The sequence below is a fragment of the uncultured Alistipes sp. genome (assembly GCF_910580175.1).
Lineage (GTDB): Bacteria > Bacteroidota > Bacteroidia > Bacteroidales > Rikenellaceae > Alistipes.
Genome location: NZ_CAJTXD010000001.1, coordinates 119,512 through 141,806 on the forward strand (window position 1 = coordinate 119,512; position 22,295 = coordinate 141,806).

At 59.2% G+C, this 22,295-nt stretch carries 16 protein-coding genes and 1 other RNA gene; 15 read left to right on the top strand and 2 right to left on the bottom strand.

Annotated elements, in window-relative coordinates; all coding sequences use genetic code 11:
* Nucleotides 1-22: 22 nt before the first annotated feature.
* The 12 genes from QZ298_RS00510 to QZ298_RS00565 all read left to right on the top strand — a co-directional run bounded on the left by QZ298_RS00510 (nucleotide 23) and on the right by QZ298_RS00565 (nucleotide 16,988).
* Nucleotides 23-1,021, top strand: a complete 999-nt coding sequence (locus tag QZ298_RS00510) for a DUF5017 domain-containing protein (RefSeq protein WP_296004594.1) — start codon at nucleotides 23-25, stop codon at nucleotides 1,019-1,021.
* A gap of 12 nt (nucleotides 1,022-1,033) precedes the next feature.
* On the top strand, nucleotides 1,034-2,956 hold the full coding sequence (locus tag QZ298_RS00515) for a DUF5017 domain-containing protein (protein ID WP_296004595.1): 1,923 nt from the start codon (nucleotides 1,034-1,036) through the stop codon (nucleotides 2,954-2,956).
* Nucleotides 2,957-2,968: 12 nt separating this feature from the next.
* A complete protein-coding gene (locus QZ298_RS00520) occupies nucleotides 2,969-4,543 on the top strand; it encodes a sialidase family protein (protein ID WP_296004597.1) in 1,575 nt (524 codons plus the stop codon).
* 5 nt (nucleotides 4,544-4,548) lie between these two features.
* Nucleotides 4,549-6,162 carry a sialidase family protein gene (locus QZ298_RS00525; protein WP_296004599.1) on the top strand — a complete coding sequence of 538 codons (1,614 nt, stop codon included), beginning with the start codon at nucleotides 4,549-4,551 and terminating at the stop codon, nucleotides 6,160-6,162.
* A 14-nt stretch (nucleotides 6,163-6,176) separates the two neighbouring features.
* Nucleotides 6,177-8,048, top strand: a complete 1,872-nt coding sequence (locus QZ298_RS00530) for a sialate O-acetylesterase (RefSeq protein ID WP_296004600.1) — start codon at nucleotides 6,177-6,179, stop codon at nucleotides 8,046-8,048.
* A gap of 1 nt (nucleotide 8,049) precedes the next feature.
* The gene (locus QZ298_RS00535) at nucleotides 8,050-10,062 is read left to right on the top strand and encodes a VCBS repeat-containing protein (RefSeq protein ID WP_296004601.1); all 2,013 of its coding nucleotides are present in this window, start codon (nucleotides 8,050-8,052) and stop codon (nucleotides 10,060-10,062) included.
* A 143-nt stretch (nucleotides 10,063-10,205) separates the two neighbouring features.
* The gene (feoB, locus tag QZ298_RS00540) at nucleotides 10,206-12,722 is read left to right on the top strand and encodes a ferrous iron transport protein B (RefSeq protein WP_296004602.1); all 2,517 of its coding nucleotides are present in this window, start codon (nucleotides 10,206-10,208) and stop codon (nucleotides 12,720-12,722) included.
* A 5-nt stretch (nucleotides 12,723-12,727) separates the two neighbouring features.
* The gene (locus QZ298_RS00545) at nucleotides 12,728-12,892 is read left to right on the top strand and encodes a hypothetical protein (RefSeq protein ID WP_296004604.1); all 165 of its coding nucleotides are present in this window, start codon (nucleotides 12,728-12,730) and stop codon (nucleotides 12,890-12,892) included.
* Nucleotides 12,893-12,904: 12 nt separating this feature from the next.
* Entirely contained in the window at nucleotides 12,905-13,255 is a 351-nt protein-coding gene (locus QZ298_RS00550; protein ID WP_296004606.1) for a CidA/LrgA family protein, read from the top strand.
* Nucleotides 13,248-13,940 carry an LrgB family protein gene (locus QZ298_RS00555; protein ID WP_296004607.1) on the top strand — a complete coding sequence of 231 codons (693 nt, stop codon included), beginning with the start codon at nucleotides 13,248-13,250 and terminating at the stop codon, nucleotides 13,938-13,940. The genes QZ298_RS00550 and QZ298_RS00555 overlap by 8 nt, the downstream gene beginning before the upstream one ends.
* 81 nt (nucleotides 13,941-14,021) lie before the next feature.
* On the top strand, nucleotides 14,022-15,686 hold the full coding sequence (locus QZ298_RS00560) for a putative transporter (protein WP_296004608.1): 1,665 nt from the start codon (nucleotides 14,022-14,024) through the stop codon (nucleotides 15,684-15,686).
* 114 nt (nucleotides 15,687-15,800) lie between these two features.
* Nucleotides 15,801-16,988 carry an aminotransferase class I/II-fold pyridoxal phosphate-dependent enzyme gene (locus tag QZ298_RS00565; RefSeq protein ID WP_296004611.1) on the top strand — a complete coding sequence of 396 codons (1,188 nt, stop codon included), beginning with the start codon at nucleotides 15,801-15,803 and terminating at the stop codon, nucleotides 16,986-16,988.
* Between the two features lie 319 nt (nucleotides 16,989-17,307).
* Here the strand turns inward: QZ298_RS00565 and QZ298_RS00570 are convergent, their stop codons facing one another.
* Both QZ298_RS00570 and ssrA read right to left on the bottom strand, forming a co-directional pair.
* Nucleotides 17,308-17,745: a peptidylprolyl isomerase gene (locus QZ298_RS00570; RefSeq protein ID WP_296005124.1), complete on the bottom strand. Its 438-nt coding sequence runs from the start codon at nucleotides 17,743-17,745 to the stop codon at nucleotides 17,308-17,310.
* A 175-nt stretch (nucleotides 17,746-17,920) separates the two neighbouring features.
* Nucleotides 17,921-18,324: a transfer-messenger RNA gene (gene ssrA, locus QZ298_RS00575) on the bottom strand.
* 233 nt (nucleotides 18,325-18,557) lie between these two features.
* On the opposite strand from ssrA, the gene QZ298_RS00580 reads away from it, so the two are divergent.
* The 3 genes from QZ298_RS00580 (at nucleotide 18,558) to udk (ending at nucleotide 22,175) form a co-directional block, all read left to right on the top strand.
* Entirely contained in the window at nucleotides 18,558-19,295 is a 738-nt protein-coding gene (locus QZ298_RS00580) for a cell division ATP-binding protein FtsE (RefSeq protein WP_296004613.1), read from the top strand.
* 233 nt (nucleotides 19,296-19,528) lie between these two features.
* Complete coding sequence (gene gyrB / locus QZ298_RS00585) at nucleotides 19,529-21,484, top strand: DNA topoisomerase (ATP-hydrolyzing) subunit B (protein WP_296004615.1); 1,956 nt, start codon at nucleotides 19,529-19,531, stop codon at nucleotides 21,482-21,484.
* A gap of 73 nt (nucleotides 21,485-21,557) precedes the next feature.
* Nucleotides 21,558-22,175 (top strand): uridine kinase, encoded by a 618-nt coding sequence (gene udk / locus QZ298_RS00590; RefSeq protein WP_296004617.1) that lies wholly within the window; start codon nucleotides 21,558-21,560, stop codon nucleotides 22,173-22,175.
* Nucleotides 22,176-22,295: the final 120 nt, after the last annotated feature.

Genomic DNA, 22,295 nt, shown 5'->3' on the forward strand with positions numbered 1-22,295 from the left:
AACCCTTAAACAAGACACGAACATGAAAAAAACCATAAGATATTCCGCCTTGCTGGCTGCATGTACCCTGCTGCTGGCCGGCTGCCGGAAAAGTTTCGAAGAAGTCGGGAACGTGAAATTCGGTGTCTCGATCCATTCGGAGACGTTCAAAGTGGGCGAACCCGTGCGGTTCGATTTCGACGGCAACCCCGATTTCATTTCGTTCTACTCGGGCGAGCGGGGCAACGCATATGCCTACAAAGACAAAGACCGCATCGTGGAGACCGAGATGACTTTCTCGTTCCTGACCACCACGACGGCGGGTGCGGCCGGGCATCCCAATCCGGCGCGCGTGCCGGTGTGCTATTCGACCGACTTCTCGGGCGAATACACCGAAGAAGCCGTGCGGGCCGCGACGTGGGTGGAGATTACCGATCTGTTCAGCATGCCGACCGACACGGGGGTAACGGACTTGATGTCGGGCGACGTGAACATCACGGAGTTCTATCCCGACGACGAGACGCCGCTGTACTTCAGCTATCATTATCTGGTGGAGGCTTACGACAGCCAGATTAACAACGGTCGCACGCAGTGGAACATCAAACAGACGAAATTCAACGGCATCGCGGGCGAATCGTCGACGGTGCTTTACGACCTGCAAGGCGCGAACTGGAAAATCGTTCTTGGCGCTTCGTACGAAGGTGCGACGTCGATGCCTGACATCAACTCCTCGCGCATCCTGCTGCGAAGCGAATTCCAACCGACAAGAGACCGCGAATGCTGGGCCGTTTCCGGGCCGATCGCCAAGATGAACTACATCAACGACGGTCCCGACAAGGGCGTGGGCATCAAGGCGATGGCCGAAGCGACGCACCGCAGCTATGAATATACCTATACTGAACCGGGCGAATATACCGTCACGTTCGTGGCCGCCAATGCCAGCGTATACGGCCGCAAGGAAGTAGTGCGCGAGGTAAAGATCGAGATCGTGGAGGACGAGGGCGGCATCACGCCGCCGCAACCCGGGGAGTGGAACCAATAAAATGCAATGACAATGAAAAACCGCATAACTTACATGATTATGGCTGCGGCCGCATGGTTTGCAAGTTGCAGCCAGGAATTTCCTGCCGACACGGTGCTTCCTGACGGCGAAGTGGTGCTTTTCACGGGTGCCGGGCCTGCATCGACCCGCACGGCGATAGACCTCGATGCCGACCGCGGACTGACGATCGCTTGGGCCGAAGCCGACGAAGTGGGTATCTACGGCATGAGCAACGGTCTGCCGACGGGCAACAACTTCGCCTATGTTGCCGCGCCGGCCAAAGACGATCCTGCCCGCTGCACCTTCTCGGCGAAAGATCCCTATTCGATGTTCAAGTGGATCAACAACGCGGAGCAGGGGTATTATGCCTACTACCCTTATGTTGAAATCAAGGATCGGGAACTCGACGTTGCGGCGCATCCCTTCTCGCTGCCGGCCGAACAAGTGCAGGCCGGGGCGGATTCGCCGGCCCACATCGCCCGTTACGGCGTGATGACAGCCGCACCCGTGGAGATCGAAGCCTCGGAGGAAAATGCAGGAGGGGGTATCCGCTTCCAGTTCGCCAACATATTCTCGATTGTGGAACTCCGCTTCAAGATGAGTGCCGACTGCCCTGTGGCTTCGGTACCCGTGAAGCAACTGGAACTGGTCTCGGAGGCGGCCGATCTGACCGTTCCGGCGGGAACGATCGACCTGACGCAAGCCGATGCGAGGCAGGCGATCACGGTCGAAGACGGAAGCCGGAGCGCGACCGTGAAGTTCGAGACCTATCCCGGATTGAACAAGAACGGCTACACGAGTATCTGGCTGGTCGTGGCGCCGGGTCTCCACCCTGCCGGATCGCTGCGGCTCGAACTGACGGCCATCGACAACTCGCGGAACGCTTTCACGATACCGGAAGCGGTCGAATTCAAACCCAACAGACACTATGTGCGGGAATACGAACTGTCGATCGACGGATTCGTCCAAGCCGACGTGTTCGATGCGGAAATACCGGTATTGGAATGCAAGGCGGGCGAACCGCTGACGGTAAAGATGACCGGTGTTGCCGAGAAGATCGACTTCTGGTCGGGCGAGGAAGGGCACGACTATGCGTATTCGGACAAAGACCGGATGCAGGAAGCCTCGATGAGCTTGAATTTCAAGATGCTGCTCAATAGCGGCACGCAACGCCGCCCTGCGAAAGTGAAGTACTCGACGGACTTCGACGGCACGATGACCGAAGCGGGAATCCTTGCTGCGACGTGGACGGATGTGACCGACGAATTCGACATGACGACCTATATTTATGGCACGGATACGAAAACGACCGTCGGGGCGACTACCGTACCGCACGATGCCGGAACCGTGGACTGCACGGCATGGTTTACGGGCGAAGGCCGGAGCTGCTGCGTGGCATTCTTCTATACGGTGGAGAAAAACGATCCGGCGTATGTCGACCCCGACACGGGAACCAAAGAGAAAGGCCGCACCTACTTCTATCTCCACGACAGCTGGGTGCGCGCCGCCTACAAATCGGAATCGTCCTACACGGAAATATACAGGCAGACCTACACGGAGGGCAATACGACCGATCCGACCATGCCCATCGTGGTGCTCGATTCCAACTTCGGAGCGGAAGACGGCACCAATCCGGTACGCAAATTCGCCTACGGAGGCTACACTTCGGTCATCCGTCTGGGGGCGGTCTTCAAACCCGCGGTCGACAAACATTCCTGGCTGGTATTGCCGAAATTGGTGCGGCCCGAGGCGAAGAACGTGGGCAAGGATTCGCCGATTGTCGTGAAAGGGGCGGCGGATGTGCAGCCTGCGACCTATGAATATCTTTTCACTCAGCCGGGGACGTATGAAGTGGCCATAGTGGGCACCGTGCCGACTCTTGCAGGCGAAAAGAAAATCGTGAAACAAGCTACCGTCACTGTGACGGCAGAATAAACCGAAGCGAACATGAAAAATCATCTCAAAATAACGTTCTTGCTTGCCGCCGCCTGGGCTTTGGCGGCCTGCGGGAAAGAGGAGGGCGGACACGATGCGCCCCTGGCGGCCGGCGCGATGGAAGTGCGCGGGAACCTGGTGGATATCCGCACGCTGGCGGCCGGAGAAAAAGTATTTCCGCAACACGACGACTATCTTTTCGACGAAGATGCCGGCATGCTGTTCGAAGAACCGACCGCGTATGCTGCGGGACTGATGGAGTCGCGGGGGGCCGAAGCCTTCCGTTGCGGCAGCGCCGGAACCGTCCGCCTGGCCACGGACTGCGCCGACATGCAGGCCGAAGGGTGGGCCGGCACGGACGAAGTGCTGATGGTGGGCGACATCCCCTATCGCATCTACACCCATGCCTATGCAACGCCGGGCAAATGGACTCCCGTGCCCGATCCGGAAGGCCGCAAATACACGACGCTGCTGTTTGCACCGCAACTGCGCGTAGCGGACGTGCGAACGCCGGGCACGGTCATCGCGCAAGTGCCCGAACTGCGCGGCCGGACGATCAGCAACGTCTCGCTGGCGATTCTGCCCAACGGCGACTACCTTGCATCCTGCACGGGCGTCTCGCAGGGCGCATCGCTCTTCGTATCGGAAGACCGAGGCGCCAGCTGGCGGATGCTCGTGGAAAACGTTACCGAACAAAACGGCATTGCCAACTACTACAACTTGTTCGTATGGGAGGGGAAACTCTATATGATGGGGTGCGGCCGCGGCGGCGCGAACCTGATGATCGCCTGCTCGGAGGACAACGGACTGAACTGGACGTCGCCGACCGTGATCTTGGAGGGCGGATTCCATTCGGCGGCGGTGCCTGTGGTCGTACATGACGGCCGCATTTGGCGGGCCTGCGAAACGCAAGGTACGGATACGTCGAAGAAACGCCCGTTCGTAGTCTCGGCGCCGGCAGATGCCGATCTGCTGGATGCCGCCAACTGGACGAAATCCGCTGAACTGGCCGTCGACAACGACATTACGGTGGAGGATAAGACCGTGACCGAGCTGATCGAGGGCAATATGGTGGCGACGCCCAATGGCAAACTCTACAACATCCTGCGGGCCAGCAGCAAGGTAACCAGCCAACTGGCGGCCCGCATATCGGTCGAAAACGAACATACGCTCCGGTTTACTGTCTCGAACGACATGATTACGCTGCCGGGCGGCGGCAAGAAGTTTACCATCCGCTACGATGAGCGCAGCAAACGCTACTGGGCCATTACCAACCCGGCATCGGCGAACATGAAAGGACAGAAGCACAACGGCATCTATGCGAACGGGATTACCTATGACTTGGTGCGCAACCGCATGGTGCTGTGCTATTCGACCGATCTGAACACTTGGGTGCAGTATAAGGAGATCGTATACGATCCCGATCCGTTCTTCCATGGGTTCCAATATGTCGACTGGGTGTTCGACGGCGACGACATCGCGGCCGTATGCCGTATGGCCTGCCCTGAAACCCGGGGGCTGCCTGTGCGCCAGCACGATGCCAACTTCATGAGCTTCTTCCGTATCCGCAACTTCCGCAACCTCTGACTGCCATGAAGCCTTGGCGCTACATATGCGGATTGCTCTCCGCCCTGCTTCTGTCCGTGCTGCCGCCCGACTGTGCGGCAGCGCCGGACGGCGGCATGGTGGAAGTTCGGGGCCGGCTGATCGACATCCGCACGGCGGAAGCGGGCGCGGAAGTCTATCCGCAGTACAGACGCCACCGCTTCGGCCGCTCGCTGCCGCAGCGGCTCGCGGGCATGGACTATGCGGTCGGTCTGCGCGAATTCGCCGGCCCGCAGGCCGTGAGGGCATCCCGAGAATGCGACTTGCTGCTGGCGGTCGCCGACACGCTGCCGGACACCGTGCTGTGGCGGGCGACGGGCGAAGCGTTTTTTGTGAACCGCACCCGGTATCGGCTTTTCACGCGACGCTACGATACGCCGGGCGAGTGGATGCCGCTTCCGGCGCCGTGCGAAGGAGGCCCCTCGGCGATGCTTTTCGCCCGCGAACTACGTGTTGCACAGACGGCGAAGGTGCCGGGCGTCGTGATCGCCCGGGTGCCGGAACTGCGCCGAACGCACATTACCAACCCGAATCTGATCGTTCTGCCGGACGGCAGCTATCTGGCCGCATGCAACGGTGTATTCAAACCGCGGCATGCGACGTTGTTCCGCTCGACCGACCGCGGTGAGAGCTGGAAGCGCTGGGCAGCGAGTCCGTGCCCGATCAATTTCTATTCGCTGTTCCTGCACGACAAGGCGCTCTACATGATGGGCACCTCGATCCCGAAAGGCAACGTCATAATCTGCCGTTCGGACGACAACGGACGCACGTGGTCGGCACCGGACGAGGAGACGGGCGAAGGAATCGTGCTGCGCGGGCGCTATCATTCGGCACCGGTGCCGGTGGTGGAACATGCCGGGCGCATCTGGCGGGCGATGGAGACCAATGAACCGGGCGAACCGCGCCGGGCGTTCGTGCTGTCGGCTCCGGTCGGGGCCGACCTGCTGCAAGCCGTGTCCTGGACAGCCTCCGAAGCGCTGGCCAGCGTACCGGAATGGATTGCGGAGAGCGACGAAAGAGGATTCCGCCAATGGATCGAAGGCAACGTGGCGATCGCGCCCGACGGAAAACTTGTCAACGTACTGCGGGTGGATGAACATCTGTACGGCCGTTCGGCGGCCATCGTGCACATCAAGAATCCGCACAGACTCGCATTCGATCCGGCCCGGGACATCGTTGAAATGCCGGGCGGCGGGAAGAAATTCACGATCCGCTACGATTCGCTCTCGCGCCGCTACTGGGCGCTGGTGTCGGCCGTCGGAGAGGAATACAGAGGCGCCCGGCACGGAGGCATCTATGCAGACGGCATCCATTGCGGCCTGATCCGCAACACACTGGCGCTTGCCAGCTCGCCCGATCTGCGGGAGTGGCGGATCGAACGGATCGTAGTGGAGAGCGACAACCCCTTTTTCGACGGCTTCCAATATGCGGACTGGCGGTTCGACGGCGACGACATGGTGGCCGTGGTGCGGCTGGCCATGGAGGAAGAACGGGGACTCCCGACCCGACAGCACGACGCCAACTTCATGAGCTTTTTCCGCATCCGCAACTTCCGCGAACCGGGGCTTCCGGAGCGGATCGTAACCCTGCACAAACCATAAAACCCTACTGAACTATGAAACCAGCAATTCGAAAGCTATTCTTTCTGGCGGCGGCCTGCGTGCTGGCCGTTGCAGAAATTTCGGCGCAACCGATCTTGCGGCTGCCGTCGGTAATCGGCGACCACATGGTGCTCCAGGAAAACACGACCGTGCGGCTGCACGGCTGGGCCGATCCCAATGCGACGATCACGGTAATCCCCTCGTGGGGCGAAGCCGTGACGGCCAAGGCGGGCTACGACACGAAGTGGGAAGTCGAATTCCATACTCCTGCGGCGACGTCGGAACCCTGCTCGATCACGTTCAAGACCAATAAAACGGAAAAGACGATCAACGATGTGCTGATCGGCCAGGTGTGGCTGTGCAGCGGCCAGTCGAACATGAACTGGAGCGCTGCGAACGGCATAGCCGACATGAAGCAGGAACTGACGCAACCCCTGAACCCGCAGATCCGTCTGTTCACTGTGACGAAAAACAGTACACCCCATCCGCAAGACGACTGCGAGGGCCGCTGGGAAATCTGCGACGCGGAGAGCGCCCGCTATTTCAGTGCGGTGGGCTACTTTTTCGGCAAGCGCTTGGCGGCCGAGCTGAATCGCCCGATAGGACTGGTCAACTCCTCGTGGGGCGGCACGCCGGTCGAAGTGTGGACGCCGGCCCCGGCGATGGAGAAGGAGGCGGAGATGGTCGCCTCGTGGAAAGAATACGCTCCGGCCCGCCCGGGCTGGCGGATCGGCTCGATCTACAACGCGATGATCCACCCGCTGCTCAACACGACGTTTGCGGGCGTGATCTGGTATCAAGGCGAATCGAACAAGAGGAATGCTGCGCTTTATGGCGAAGAATTCGGTATGATGATCGAGAGTTGGCGCAAGGCGTTCGGCAAGCTGCTGCCCTTCTATTTTGTGCAGATCGCACCCCATGCCCGCACGGAAGGCGGCGTCGACGGCGCTCTGGTGCGCGAACAGCAGGCGCTGGTGGCCGCGACGGTTCCGGGCACGGGCATGGCGGTCGTCTCCGACCTGGTGGACGATGTGACGAATATCCATCCCCGCTACAAGAAAGGAGTCGGCGACCGGCTCGCGGGCTGGGCGCTGGCCGAGGTGTACGGCCGTACGGGGAATAAATACAAGCATGCCTCGTTCCGCTCGGCGGAATTCAAGCGATCGCAGGCGATCGTGACGTTCGAAAATGCAGAGGGCGGCATCAACTGCAAGGATGATGCGATCGTCGGGCTGGAGCTGTGCGACGCTTCGATGAAATTCGTGCCGGCGCAAGGGATGATCGACGACAAGAACAACACCCTGGTGGTGTGGAGCAAGCAAGTGGCCCGTCCGGTGGCCGTGCGCTACTGCTTCAGCGACGGAGCCATCGGCAATCTGTACGATGCGGCAGGACTGCCCGTAGCGCCGTTCCGCAGCGACTCGGACAACCAGGCCGCACCGGCCAAACGACCCAACGATGCGACGACCCGCATGACGGTAAGGGCGCAGGGCGAAGGGTTCGAACTGCACAAACTGAACATGGGCGCGAAATTCTTCGTCAACCGCCCCTATCCGCTGGCGATGGTGCCCGAACGTTTCGCAGGCTTCGACCTGCTGGTGCACTCGGCCATCAAGAACGAGGTGCAGCACTGCAAAGTGACGGCGACCGAAAAAGGCCGCATCTATATTGCGGTGCGCCGCAACAACGTCACAGCAGCCGATCTCGACGGCTGGAAACCGGAGCGCAACTCGGAAATACGCTACACGACCCACGACAAGAACAAACCGGGGATTCTTTATGTCTACTATAAGGAAGCGAAGGCCGGACAAACCATCGTATTGCCTCAAACCAAAGATTTCGCGGGCGTGACGCTCCTTGCAGCGAAGATCGAATACGAAAAATAAGATGAAAAAAATGCTTTTGCTTTCGGCTTTGTGCGGCTTGACCCTGCAAAGCCTGGTGGCGGCCGAACCGCTGCAACATGCCCGGCCGGTAATGGCGGGCGGCGCAGAGGGACTGGCTCCGATGTCGTTCGGACTGACGTACAGCAACGCTCCGCGAGGCTTCGCCTACATCTCGTCCGAAGAATGGCCCGACCTCTTCGTGCTGATCCAGCACGGTGCGGCGGGAGCCAAAGGTTTCTGGCGCTGCGCCTACGACTGCACGGCCGACGACGGGTCGCTGGTTTACCGCGAACCGGTGCGCGTGACGACGCCGTGGGACAAAGAGAAGAACCTGCCGTCGATGATTCGGGTTTTCCAGGATGGGAAAGATGTCTATCTGCTGCGTCTCTCGACGAAGAAACTGGTGGTGGCCCAATGGGACGGCTCCCAAGGCTTCACGAAGATCGCCGAAACGGAAATTCGCGGCCTGAGCTATCCGGTAGCGTCGTTCGACTGCATCCGTCGCGGTAAACGCGACCTGGAACTGGCGGTGTTTTGCCACGACGGCCGATCGTATCGTCCGGAGACCTTCAAGGGCGACCGCCAGTCCTATTACGACGGGGCTGAAATCTATCGTGGGGCGCTGCCCGGATCAGGACTGTTCCGCCTGACGCTGGATGCCGGAAACTGGCGGCAGATTACCGATACGGAACGGGTGGGCTGCGACATGAATCTGGTAATCGGAGCCAGCGAACTGGCCTGCGTACGCTCGGCGGACGGAGCCTACGACGGGTATCTGTTTACCAACAAACTGGGCAGCATGAAATTCATCCCCTATCGGAAGAAAATAGCGCCGACGGGATTGGCGCCGATCCATGTCATGCGAGACTCGCTGAATATCCGGGTGCACACGGCTTACAGCGCGCGCGTCATCCCCTATCCTGCGCAGCCGGGAACGACGCAAGACCTGGTAATCGGCGGCGAATCGGCCATGTACCGCTACCGCTACATGGGCAGCACGCCCGACGGAGCGCCGATATACGACGATCCGAAGCCTATCCTGCAACGCAACGCACCCCTCTACGGCGGCTCGCTCACGGTGCCGAACGTGGTGGACTGGGACGGCGACGGCAAGCTGGACATCGTGGCGGGCAACTCGGAAGGCCGCCTGCTGTTCTTCAAGAACAACGGCACGAACGCCTGTCCGGACTACGCTATGCCGGAGGAAGTGTGCGCCGGCGGCAAGCCGATCTGCCTGCGCCCGGGCTATCATGTGGTGCAGGGGCCGTTCGAAGCCTCGTGGGGGTATCTTTGTCCGACGGTCTATGACTGGAACGGCGACGGATTGCCCGACGTGATCGTGGGTGGCTCGCGGGCCAAGTTCGAAGTGATGCTCAACCGCGGCACGCGCGAAAAACCCCGGCTCGACGCACCGGTTCCGCTGAGCGTGGATAACCTCGAACTCTACGGCACGTGGCGCGTGCGTCCGGCGATCGCCCGGGCTGGCGGCCGCAATGTGATGGTCATCATGGACAGCGACAATGCACTGCACATGTACGGACAAGTGGACGACTACAATGTGGAAGACCTGGGGAAACTGCGGCTGACGGACGGCTCGCAAATTACGGGACACAACAACGCCATGGAAGCGCTGGGGCAGATGGGCCGCGGGAAACTGCGCTTCGTGGACTGGAACGGCGACGGAAAACTGGATCTGCTGATCGGCTCGATCAAACGTTCGTCCTACCCCTCGCCCGACCGCGGACTCCCCTACGCGCGCTTCGCGAAGAAACAATACGGCTTGCAGGTCATGCTGCTGCTCAATGCAGGCACGAACGAACGGATGGTCTTCAAGGAACCGGTGCAGTTCCAGGTGGACGGCAAGGATTTCCCGCTGGGCGCCCACTCGAACGCTCCGGAACCATGCTGGCTGGGCGACACGTCGCACGGCCCGAACCTGATCGTGGGGTGCGAGAGCGGCAAATACTACTTCTTCGAACACGACCGGCTCAACCCGGTCGGAATCGACGACTGACGAACGATGCGGGCAGGGATTTGAAACCTGCCCGCATTTTTTTACGAAGCGGAGGCGCGGGAGAAAAATACCCAGAAATGGGGATTGTGCATTCGGAGCAAAACAACTATCTTTGTTCGCTCGAAAATCAACAGAGTCTTACTATGCGTCTGTCCGAATTGAAGACCGGAGAATCGGCCGTTATTCTGAAAGTGCTGGGCCATGGCGGGTTCCGTCGCCGGATCATGGAGATGGGGTTCATCCGCGACCAGCGGGTCGAAGTGATTCTGAACGCACCGCTCAAAGACCCGATCCAATACCGGATCATGGGATACGACGTGTCGCTGCGACGCAGCGAAGCCGACATGATCCAGGTGCTCTCGGACGACGAAGCCCACGAACTGATGTCCGGCCCCCATCCGGTTGCGGCGGCGCCTTCCGAACGTCCGCCGATGTACGAACCGAAACAAATGTGCTGCCGGTCGCTCGACGAAGTGGTGCGCACGCACAGCCATACGATCAGCGTGGCGCTGGTGGGCAATCCCAACAGCGGCAAGACGTCGCTTTTCAACGCCATTTCGGGCGGCCACGAGCATGTGGGCAATTACAGCGGAGTGACGGTGGGCGCCAAAAGCGGCGTACGCAGCTACCGCGGCTATCGTTTCCAGATTACCGACCTGCCCGGCACCTATGCCCTGTCGGCCTACACGCCCGAAGAACGTTTCGTGCGCCGGCACATCGCCCGGGAAATGCCCGATGTGATCATCAATTCGGTGGTGGCGTCCAACTTGGAGCGCAACCTCTATCTGACGACGGAACTGATCGACATAAACCCGCGCATGGTTGTGGCGCTCAACATGTTCGACGAACTGACGGCCAGCGGTGCGCAACTGGACTACGAAAATCTGGGACGGATGCTCGGCGTGCCGATGGTACCGGTCGAAGCGCGCAACAACCGGGGAATCGACGACCTGCTGGACACGGTAATCGCGGTCTACGAAAACCGGGACGAACGCGTGCGCCACATCCACATCGGACAAGGCGCAGTGATCGAAGAGGGGTTGCGCCGCCTGAACAGCGACATGAGCCTTCATGCCGACCAACTGCCCAAGAGTTTCCCTCCGCGCTATTTTGCGATGAAGATGCTGGAGGGAGACCGACAGGTAAACGAGCAACTGCGTCTGTGCGAACGCTATCCGGTGTGGGCCGAAATAGCGGCCCGCGAGTCTACGCGTATAGTCAAAGAAGCGGGCGAAGATGTCGAAACGGCATTCGCCAACCGCAAATACGGCTTCATTTCGGGCGCGCTGAAAGAGACCTACACCCCAGGCCGGAGCGAAGAAGCGACGACCACGGCGCTGATCGACTCGCTGGCGACGCACAAATTATGGGGATTTCCGATCTTCTTCTTCCTGATGTGGTTCATGTTCTGGTGCACATTCTATCTGGGGGCTTATCCTCAAGCATGGATCGAAGCTTTGGTCGGATGGCTCGGCGCAGGCGTCGATGCCCTGCTTCCGGCCGGAGCGCTGCGCGATCTGTTGGTCGACGGCGTGATCGGCGGCGTAGGGGCAGTGATCGTATTCCTGCCCAACATCATGGTACTGTATCTGTTCATCTCGTTCATGGAAGATTCGGGCTATCTGGCTCGTGCAGCTTTTATCATGGATCGGGTAATGCACCGCATCGGACTGCACGGCAAGTCGTTCATTCCGCTTATCATGGGCTTCGGCTGCAATGTGCCGGCCATCATGGCGTGCCGGACGATCGAAAGCCGGAGCAGCCGGCTGATAACGATCTTGATAACGCCGTTCATGTCGTGCAGCGCCCGGCTGCCGATCTATATCCTTGTTGTCGGAACGTTCTTCGCCCCGCATGCCGGATGGGTCATGACGGGACTCTATCTTCTGGGCGTAGCGGCAGCGGTCGTGACGGCACGGGCGATGCGGCGCTTCTTGTTTCCGGTGGACGAAACGCCGTTCGTCATGGAACTGCCGCCCTACCGGCTGCCGACGTGGCGGGCAACCTTATCGCACATGTGGGACAAGTGCGCGCAATATCTGCGCAAGATGGGCGGCATGATCCTGGTGGCGTCGATAATCGTGTGGTTTCTGAGCTACTATCCGCGGCCGGAACGGCCGGCCGACCCGACACCTGCGCACTATGAATCCTCCTATCTGGGACGTCTGGGCAAAGCCTGCGAACCGGCATTCGCCCCCTTGGGGCTGAACTGGAAAGCGAGCGTGGCGCTGCTTTCGGGCGTAGCAGCCAAGGAAATCGTAGTGAGCACGCTCGGCGTGCTGTATACGGAGGAGACGCCTCATGGAGGCGCAGGCCGTGGAATGGCCGGGATGCAGGGCGCGACCGGCAGCAGCCAGGGCGAAAACGCCGAGGTGGCCGCAATCGGGATGCCTGGAACGGATACCGCAGCCGGCACAACAGATGCAGGCGATCCGGCTGTGCGCACCCTGTCGGAACGGATCGTGGAGAGCGGCGATTTTTCGACGGCCGCAGCGATGGCCTTCCTGGTGTTCATTTTGCTCTATTTCCCGTGTCTGGCCACGGTGGCGGCCATAGGCGCCGAAGCAGGCTGGCGGTGGGCGGCGGCGGCCGTCGCATACGATACCCTGTTGGCCTGGCTGGTCTCATGGGGCGTGTATAACTTGCTGCAACTCTTTTGATCGGTATGGACTGGCAGGATTGGGCGGTAGGGATCATCATGGGCGCTGTGGCGCTGCTGCTGTTGCGACGGCTGGCGTGCATGTTGCGCGGCTGCCGCAAGGGCGGATGCTCGGCGTGCAACGCCACCGGCTGTCCGCTGAAAACAAAGAAAAAAAGAGATTGCATCTGAAATCGGAAATTCATGCTCGGACTTTTCTACATTTTGCTTTGCTGGCTTGTCGGCACCCTGCTGAGCCGGCTGACGGGCGGATATGTGTCGGGAAACATCATCGGCATGATCCTGCTTTTCGCGGCGCTGTGCCTGCGATGGGTAAAGGCCGAAACGGTGCGTCCGGCCGCCCGGTTTCTGCTGGGCAGCATGGCGCTTTTCTTCGTGCCTTACGGGGTGGGACTCATAGAATCGTATCGTGTGATTCTGGACAACTTGTGGGCGATCGTGGTATCGGGCATCGTATCGACGGTGGCCGTGCTTTATGTAGCGGGCCGCACCTATCAGAGTCTCAATCGAAAACAATTGCACAAAGATGAATGATTTCTTGACTTCCGATCTCTTTCTGCTCACGCTGACGGTGGGGCTTTTCTGTCTGGGCGGGGTTATCTATCGCCGCACGCGGCTGGCTCTGCTCCATCCGGTGCTGCTGACGTTCGTATCGGTAATCGTTTTTCTGAGCGTGACAGAGATCCCCTACTCCCGCTACAAGGAGGCGACCGGGATGCTCGACTTTGCGTTGGGGATGTCGGTCGTCGCGCTGGGCTATCTGCTCTATGAACAAGTCGAGCGTCTGCGCGGAAGCCTGGTTCCGGTGGCTGCGGCGACTCTGGCGGGCTGCATAACGGGCGTATTGAGCGTGGTTTATCTGGCCATGGCACTGGGCGCCGAACGCCCGATTCTTAACTCGATAGCTCCCAAATCGGTAACCGTGCCGATCGCCGTGTCGGTGTCGGAGCCGCTGGGAGGGAATGTCTCGGTAACATCGGTCGTGGTGTTTTGCGTGGGGATTTTCGGCAGTATTTTCGGCGAATGGATCTTGCGCCGCTGCGGCGTTCGCGATCCCGAAGCCCGAGGTTTCGCGCTGGGGGCCGCCGCTCACGGGATCGGCACAGCGCGCGCCATCGAAATGGGAGCGGTCGAAGGGGCGCTGAGCGGACTGGCGATGGCCTTGATGGGACTTGCCACGGCCCTGCTGGCTCCGCTGATGGAAAAATACCTGTATTGAATATCCGGATTCCGTAAAAAAATTCGTATTTTTGTGCTCGGTTAGGTTTCCCAGGTTAAACAGCACAAAAACAGACAGATAATGGAGTGGCTCCATGACCTCTTCTTCGGCGGGGGCATCGCGCATGCGGTGCTGACGTTCGCACTGGTCGTCACGCTGGGCGTGCTGCTCGGCAAAATCAAGATCGGCGGCGTCTCGCTCGGCATCACGTGGATTCTTTTCGTCGGCATCGTTTTGAGCCATCTGGGCATGACGGTCGACGGCGAAGTCCTGCACTTCGTCAAGGAATTCGGATTGATCCTCTTCGTGTTCTCGATCGGCCTGCAAGTGGGGCCGGGGTTTTTCGCGTCGTTCAAACATGGCGGCATGACTCTGGTATGCTGTGCCGTGGCGATCGTGTTGTTAGGCGTGGCGACGGCCTATGTCCTGCATCTGACGACGGGAACTCCGGTGCCGACGATGGTCGGCATTCTATCGGGTGCAGTGACCAACACGCCCGGGCTGGGCGCCGCACAGCAGGCCTATGCCGATGCGACGGGGATCAACGATCCGACCATCGCCCTGGGTTATGCGGTGGCCTACCCTCTGGGCGTGGTGGGCATCATCCTCACGATGATCTGCATCCGCTATGTACTGCGGGTAAAGTTCGAGAAAGAAAACGAAGGGCTGGCAGCTCTCTCGCAAGAACATAAGTTCGCCGACAAGGTATCGGTGGAGTTTACCAATCCGATGCTCGACGGTCGGACGGTAGAATACATACGCGATCTGATAAACCGGCAATTCGTGGTTTCGCGCGTCATGTCGACCGACGGCGAAGTGTCGATGTCCGATGCCGACTCGGTGCTCCATACGGGCGACCGGCTGTGCGTGGTCTGCCAGACGGAGGATACCGAGGCGATCGTAGCCTTTCTGGGACGGCGCGTGAAGATGACCGACGAGCAATGGGGCAACAACACGCCGCATGCCGAGCTGATCTCGCGCCGCATCCTGATTACGAAATCGTCGATCAACGGCAAGAAATTTTCCGACTTGCGGCTGCGCACGAAGTACGGCATCACGCTGACGCGCGTCAACCGGGCGGGCGTAGATCTGATCCCCTACCAAGGACTCGAATTGCAGGTCGGCGACCGGGTAATGGTCGTCGGCCCCGAAAAGGCGGTGGCCCAAGTGGCCGACGTGCTGGGCAACTCGCTGAAAAAACTGGATCAGCCCAATCTGATCACGCTTTTCGTGGGTATCGCTCTGGGGGTGCTGCTGGGATCGGTCCCGCTGCTGAACGTACCCCAACCCGTGAAACTGGGCCTGGCCGGCGGCCCGCTGATCGTAGCGATACTCATCGGCCGCTTCGGCACGCACTTCCATCTGGTAACCTACACGACCATGAGCGCCAACCTGATGCTGCGCGAAATAGGCATTGCGCTGTTTCTGGCGGCCGTGGGCATCGGTGCCGGCGACGGATTCGCGGATGCGATCGTCGGGGGCGGCTACCGGTGGATCGGCTACGGCGCGGTCATTACGGTGGTGCCGCTGTTGATCGTGGGCATCGTGGCGCGCGTATGGCTGAAAATGAACTACTATACGTTGATGGGACTCATAGCCGGCGCAACGACCGATCCCCCGGCATTGGCCTATGCCAATGCCACGGCCGGAAACGACATGCCTGCGGTGGGCTATTCGACGGTCTATCCTGTGGTCATGTTTTTGCGCGTGCTCACGGCGCAGATATTCATTTTGTTCGCGCTCTGATCCGAACGGGCATGGGGAGACGCTTCGCCCCGGAATCCGAAGCAGGATATTTTCGCGAATAAATTTGCTTTTGCGCCCTGGGTGCGTTATCTTTGTAACACCAAACTTTCTATTATGGCCAAAGCAGTCAATATTGCCCGTTCGCATCGGCTGGACGGCATCGGAGAGTACTATTTTTCGCGCCGCCTGCGCGAAATAGCCGAAATCGAAGCGGCCACAGGCCGTCAGATCATCAAACTTGCGATGGGCAGTCCTGACCTGCCGCCCCACCCCTCGGTAATCGAGCGGCTGGCGAAAGAAGCGCAACGCCCCGACGTGCACAAATATATGTCCTACAAGGGGGAACCCATCTTGCGGAAAGCCTTTGCCGACTGGTACAAGAAATGGTATCGCACGGAGCTGGACTACAACTCGGAAGTGCTCCCGCTGATCGGCTCGAAAGAAGGCATCATGCACATCTGCATGACGTTCCTCGACAAGGGCGACAAGGTACTGGTGCCGAACCCGGGCTACCCCACCTATTCGTCGGCCGTGCGGCTGTCGGGCGGCGAGATGGTAACCTATGCGCTCAACAAGGAGACGAATTTCTATCCCGACTTCGACGCGATCGAACGCGCGGGGCTGGAGGGTGTGAAGATGATGCTGGTCAACTACCCCAACATGCCGACGGGCCAGACGCCCTCGATGGAACTGATGCAGAAGATCGTGGATTTCGGTGCCCGTCATAATATCTTGATCGTGCACGACAATCCGTACAGCTTCATCCGCAATGCCGAGGCGCCGATTTCGATCATGGAAGCCGAGGGCGCGCGCGACGTGGCGCTGGAGATGAACTCGCTCTCGAAAGGCCACTCGATGGCCGGCTGGCGCGTGGGCGTGGTGGTCGGCAAGAAAGAGTGGATCGACGCGATTCTGACGTTCAAGTCGAACATGGACTCGGGTATGTTCTATCCGATCCAGGCGGCGGCCGACACGGCGCTGGCGCTGGGCGACGAATGGTTCGAGGAGCTGAATGCGATCTACTATGGCCGCGAAAAACAAGCCTATGCGCTGCTCGATGCACTGGGCTGCCGCTACCGCGAGCATCAGGCCGGCCTGTTCGTGTGGGCCGAACTGCCGGAAGACTACGAGGGCGACAGCTTCGCGTTCTCGGACGAAGTGATGGAGAAGTGCGACGTATTCCTTACGCCGGGCGGCATCTTCGGCTCGGAGGGCAAACGCTACATCCGCATCACGCTGTGCTGTCCGGAAGAACTGCTGAAAAAAGCGACGGACAACGTGGTGGCGAAGCTGCACAAATAAACGAACCGGAAGTCGACCGGACGAAAGCGGGCGGGCGTCTTTTTCAAGACGCCCGCTTTTTTTGCTGCCGATTTTGAACGCCGGCACGGCCCTCCCCCGAGGCCAGTTGGGCCGGTCGGCGCCGACAAACCGGCGCTCATCGGCTTTCGGATTTGTTTGTGTTCCCTGACAGAAGCACCGCCCGATGGAATGGATACACGGCCCGAAACAGCGAACTGCGACGGTTCGGATTCGGGGTTCTGTTTCTTGAACGCAGATAGATTGAAAAAAATACCCCTGCTGCATGGTGTTGCGGCAGGGGCAATCTTGTAGGGGGCTTTTACTCTTCGACGATGCGGATCGAAAGGATCTTGTCGCCGGGACGGATGTCGTCGATCACGTCGAGACCCTCCACGACCCGGCCGAAGCAGGTGTGACGGCCGTCGAGGTGCTGCGTATTCTGGCGGTTGTGGCAGATGAAGAACTGCGAACCGCCCGTATCCTTGCCGGCATGGGCCATCGAGAGCACGCCGCGGTCGTGGTACTGCCGCGGTGCCGAAGTCTCGCACTTGATGGTATAGCCAGGGCCGCCCGTACCGTCGCCGCGCGGGCAGCCGCCCTGGATGACGAAATCGGGAATGACGCGGTGGAAAGTCAGGCCGTCGTAAAAGTTGTGCTCGGCGAGCTGGACGAAATTGGCCACCGTGCCGGGTGTTTCTTGGGTGTAGAGTTCGGCTTTCATCGTCCCTTTCTCGGTGGCGATGACGGCATATTGCATTTTCTCGGACATAATGAATGGAATTTCTTGGCTGTAAAAATAAGCATAAAAAAACGAAACGGCAAACGAACGAACCTTGATCCGGGGAAAATCCGTTTCGGTCGAAGAGCAAGCACCGGCAAGCCTCTCCTGGCTGTATAAAAGTAAAAAAGACAGACCTTTCCGTCTGTCTTTTCCGTGGAGGTGGCGGGAGTCGAACCCGCGTCCAAACAAGGAACCCGAGAGCTTTCTACACGCTTAGTCGCCGTTTCGTCCTTCTCCCCGAGTCTGGCAGGCGACGGCCGAACCCGGGTCCCAGTTCCTTGAATTTCGCACGGCAGTCGGAACAACCCGCCGCACTATCTCCGAATCGATGATACCCCGTATGGAAAAGGATTAGGGAGCGGAACCCTCCTCCGGGATACTCGTCGCTGCGGCGCCTTGGCCGCGGCGATTAAGCCAATTTTCCTTGAAAATTAGGCAGCGAGTGCATAGCTGTTATTGCCATTTGTAGTTCGAGCGTCGATATTTACGAGCTGCCGCACAGCGCTCGGCGTGCTTACAATCGAACTCTGCCTGCTGTCAAAACCGGGCACCCCCAGATCGGACGGCCGCAAAGCCGCATTGGAAACGGAGCAAAAATAATACATTATTTCGAAATATCCGCATGGAATGGGCGGATAAATATCTGCGCAGCCCCGTCGGGCGGGAGCAGCAAGGTGCGGGAGCGTCTCCCGAAACAACCCGAAAGGCGGAAAACGGTTTTTCGGGCATCGGGAGTGGGGCATGATGAATTTTTTATTATCTTTACCCATTCAAATTCGGTGACCGCTATGAATCGGAAATTGGTCGTGAGTCTTCGTCGTGCAGCCATCTGCCATGTCAATGACGCCCTCGGGCGCAAGTCAGCCAAACGCCTGCTGCGCGAAAGCGAAATGGTGCTTTCGGATGTCGATCTGGATGTGAGCGCCGGCGAATTCGTCTACCTGATCGGCCGCGTGGGATGCGGGAAAAGCACCCTGCTGAAAACCCTCTATGCCGAAGTCCCGCTGCTCACGGGCGAGGGCACCATCGCGGGATTCGACCTGCGTACGCTGCGCCGCCGCGACATTCCGTATCTGCGCCGTCGCATCGGCATCGTATTCCAAGACTATCAACTGCTGACCGACCGCAACGTCTTCATGAACCTCTACTATGTGATGAAAGCGACGGGCTGGAAGCGCGAAGCGGAAATCCGCGAACGGATCGATCATGTATTGCAGGTGGTCGATCTGGAATCGAAGAGCTACAAGATGCCATTCGAACTCTCGGGCGGCGAGCAGCAGCGTCTGGTCATCGCCCGGGCGCTGCTCAACGATCCGCAGGTGCTGCTGGCCGACGAACCGACGGGCAACCTCGACCCGGTAACGGCCGACGGGATCATGAAGCTGTTCCGCGAAATCGCACGCCGCGGCTGTGCGGTGGTCATGTCGACGCACAACACCTCGCTGATCGAGAACTACCCTGCCCGGGCCGTGCTTTTCTCGAAAGGCAAGATCCGCGAAGTCGATCTCGAAGCGGAGCTGTCATAACGAATCGCTGCACCCGGAGACTCCTCGCCGTGCGGACTCTCCCGGTCAGGTTGGCGCAGCGCTCCGGGGCAGAGAATGCCCGCAACCGACGACAATTTGCTGCTGCCGGCACCTCGGCACCGCGGGGAATAGCAAAAGGACGGATAGCAAAAAAACGATCCGGAGGCGCCGCGCCGCTGCTTGTTTTATTCGGGAATAATCACTATATTTGTACGATATTTTAAAGTCAACAAATGAGTACTGAACAAGAAAACGTGAAGAAGCAGGAAGAAGCCTATTCGGCGTCGAACATCCAGGTGCTGGAAGGACTCGAAGCCGTGCGCAAGCGTCCTGCCATGTATATCGGCGACATCGGCGAGAAGGGCCTCCATCATCTGGTGTACGAAGTGGTGGACAACTCGATCGACGAGGCGCTGGCCGGATACTGTACCGATATCGACGTGACGATCAACGAGGATAATTCGATCACTGTGAAAGACAACGGTCGAGGCATTCCGACCGACTACCACGAGAAAGAGGGCAAGTCGGCCCTCGAAGTGGTGCTGACGGTGCTGCATGCGGGCGGCAAGTTCGATAAGGGCAGCTACAAGGTGTCGGGCGGTCTGCACGGCGTGGGCGTGTCGTGCGTCAACGCATTGTCGACCCTGCTTATTGCCGAAATCCATCGCGAGGGCAAGATTTACCGTCAGTCGTACAGCAAGGGTACGCCCACCTCGCAGGTCGAAGTGGTCGGCACGTGCGAGGATCGCGGTACGACCGTCACTTTCAAACCCGACGGCGAAATCTTTACCCACACGACCGAATATAAATACGACATCCTGGCCAACCGGCTGCGGGAACTGGCGTTTCTGAACAAGGGTATCCGGCTGAACCTCTACGACCTGCGCAAGGACGAGGAGGGCAAGACCCGCGAAGACCACTTCTACTCGAAAGAGGGACTCAAGGAGTTCGTGAAGTATCTGGATGCCACGCGTGGCGAACCGATCATCGACTCGATCATCTATCTGGATACCGAGAAGAACGGCGTGCCGGTGGAAGTGGCCATGCAATACAACGACTCCTACTCGGAGAACGTGCATTCCTATGTGAACAACATCAACACCATCGAGGGCGGTACGCACTTGACGGGTTTCCGCCGTGCGCTGACCCGCACGCTGAAGAAATATGCCGAAGACTCGGGCATGCTCTCGAAGGTCAAGTTCGACATCAGCGGCGACGACTTCCGCGAAGGTCTGACGGCCGTGGTCTCGGTAAAGGTTGCCGAGCCGCAGTTCGAGGGACAGACCAAGACCAAGCTGGGCAACGACGACGTATCGGCGGCCGTAGACCAGGCGATGACCATGGCGCTGGGGCACTATCTGGAGGAGAATCCCAAGGATGCCAAGGCCATCGTGCAGAAAGTCGTGCTGGCGGCTACGGCCCGCCACGCAGCCCGCAAGGCCCGCGAAGCCGTGCAGCGCAAAACGCCGCTGTCGGGCGTGGGACTCCCGGGCAAGTTGGCCGATTGTTCGAGCCGCGACCGCTCGATCGCCGAAATTTTCTTCGTCGAGGGCGACTCGGCAGGCGGAACGGCCAAATCGGGACGTGACCGCAACTTCCAGGCTATCATGCCCTTGCGCGGTAAGATTCTGAACATCGAGAAGGCGCAGGAGCATCGCATGTGGGAGAACGAAGAGATCAAGAATATGTTCACGGCGCTGGGCGTGACGATCGGCACCGAAGAAGACAGCAAGGCACTGAATCTGGAGAAGCTGCGCTACGACAAGATCATCATCATGACCGATGCCGATGTCGACGGCAGCCACATCGCTACGCTGATGCTGACGTTCTTCTTCCGCAAGATGAAGGAGCTGATCGAAAACGGCCACGTCTACATCGCTACCCCGCCGCTCTATCTGGTCAAGAAAGGGAAGCAGGAACGCTACTGCTGGACGGACAAGGAGCGCGACGCCATCACGGAAGAATTCGGAAAGGGCACGCATGTACAACGCTACAAAGGTCTGGGCGAGATGAACGCCCACCAGCTGTGGGAGACGACAATGAACCCCGACACGCGCATTCTGCGTCAGGTAAACATCGAGAATGCTGCCGAAGCCGACCGCATTTTCTCGATGCTGATGGGCGACGACGTGCCGCCCCGCCGCGAATTCATCGAGAAGAATGCCCACTACGCCAACATCGACGCATAATGAAGACGAAGCAAAAGGATCACTCTTGTAAGTGATCCTTTGTTTTATATAACCACCTCTAACATCTCTTTCTATGCAAGTTACGGTAATCGGAGTCGCCGGAGGAACCGGATCGGGAAAATCGACGCTTGTCAAACGTTTGCAGGAAGCGTTCGAAGGCGACGATGTAGTGACGCTGTGTCATGACTACTATTACAAGGCCCATCCCGAATTGACGTTCGAAGAACGCACGAAACTGAACTACGACCATCCGCAGGCGTTCGATACCCACATGCTTGTGGAGCATATTAAGGCGCTGAAAGAAAACGTGCCGATCGAACACCCGGTCTATTCGTTCGTCGACCACGACCGCCTGCCGGAGACTGTGAGCGTGAAACCCTCGAAAGTAATCATCGTGGACGGCATCCTGATCTTCGAGAACAAGGAACTGCGCGACCTGATGGATATTAAGGTTTTCGTCGACACCGACGCGGACATACGCCTGGCCCGGCGCATCTTGCGCGACGTCTGCGACCGCGGCCGCACCATGCAGTCGGTCATCACGCAGTATACGTCGACGGTAAAACCGATGCACGAAGAATTTGTGGAACCTTCGAAGAAGTATGCCGATGTCATCATCCCCGAGGGCGGGTTCAACTCGGTGGCCGTAGCGATGTTGATTCAGAATATCAGTTCGCTTATCAACAAATGAAGCGTCCGATGTGATAACGGTATTCCTGTACAAAGAAATTTTGTATTATTTCTGAAAGACGCTTTTGCAGCTCTCCGAATCCAAGGCGTGAACGCAACAGCCCGGACAATTGTCCGGGCT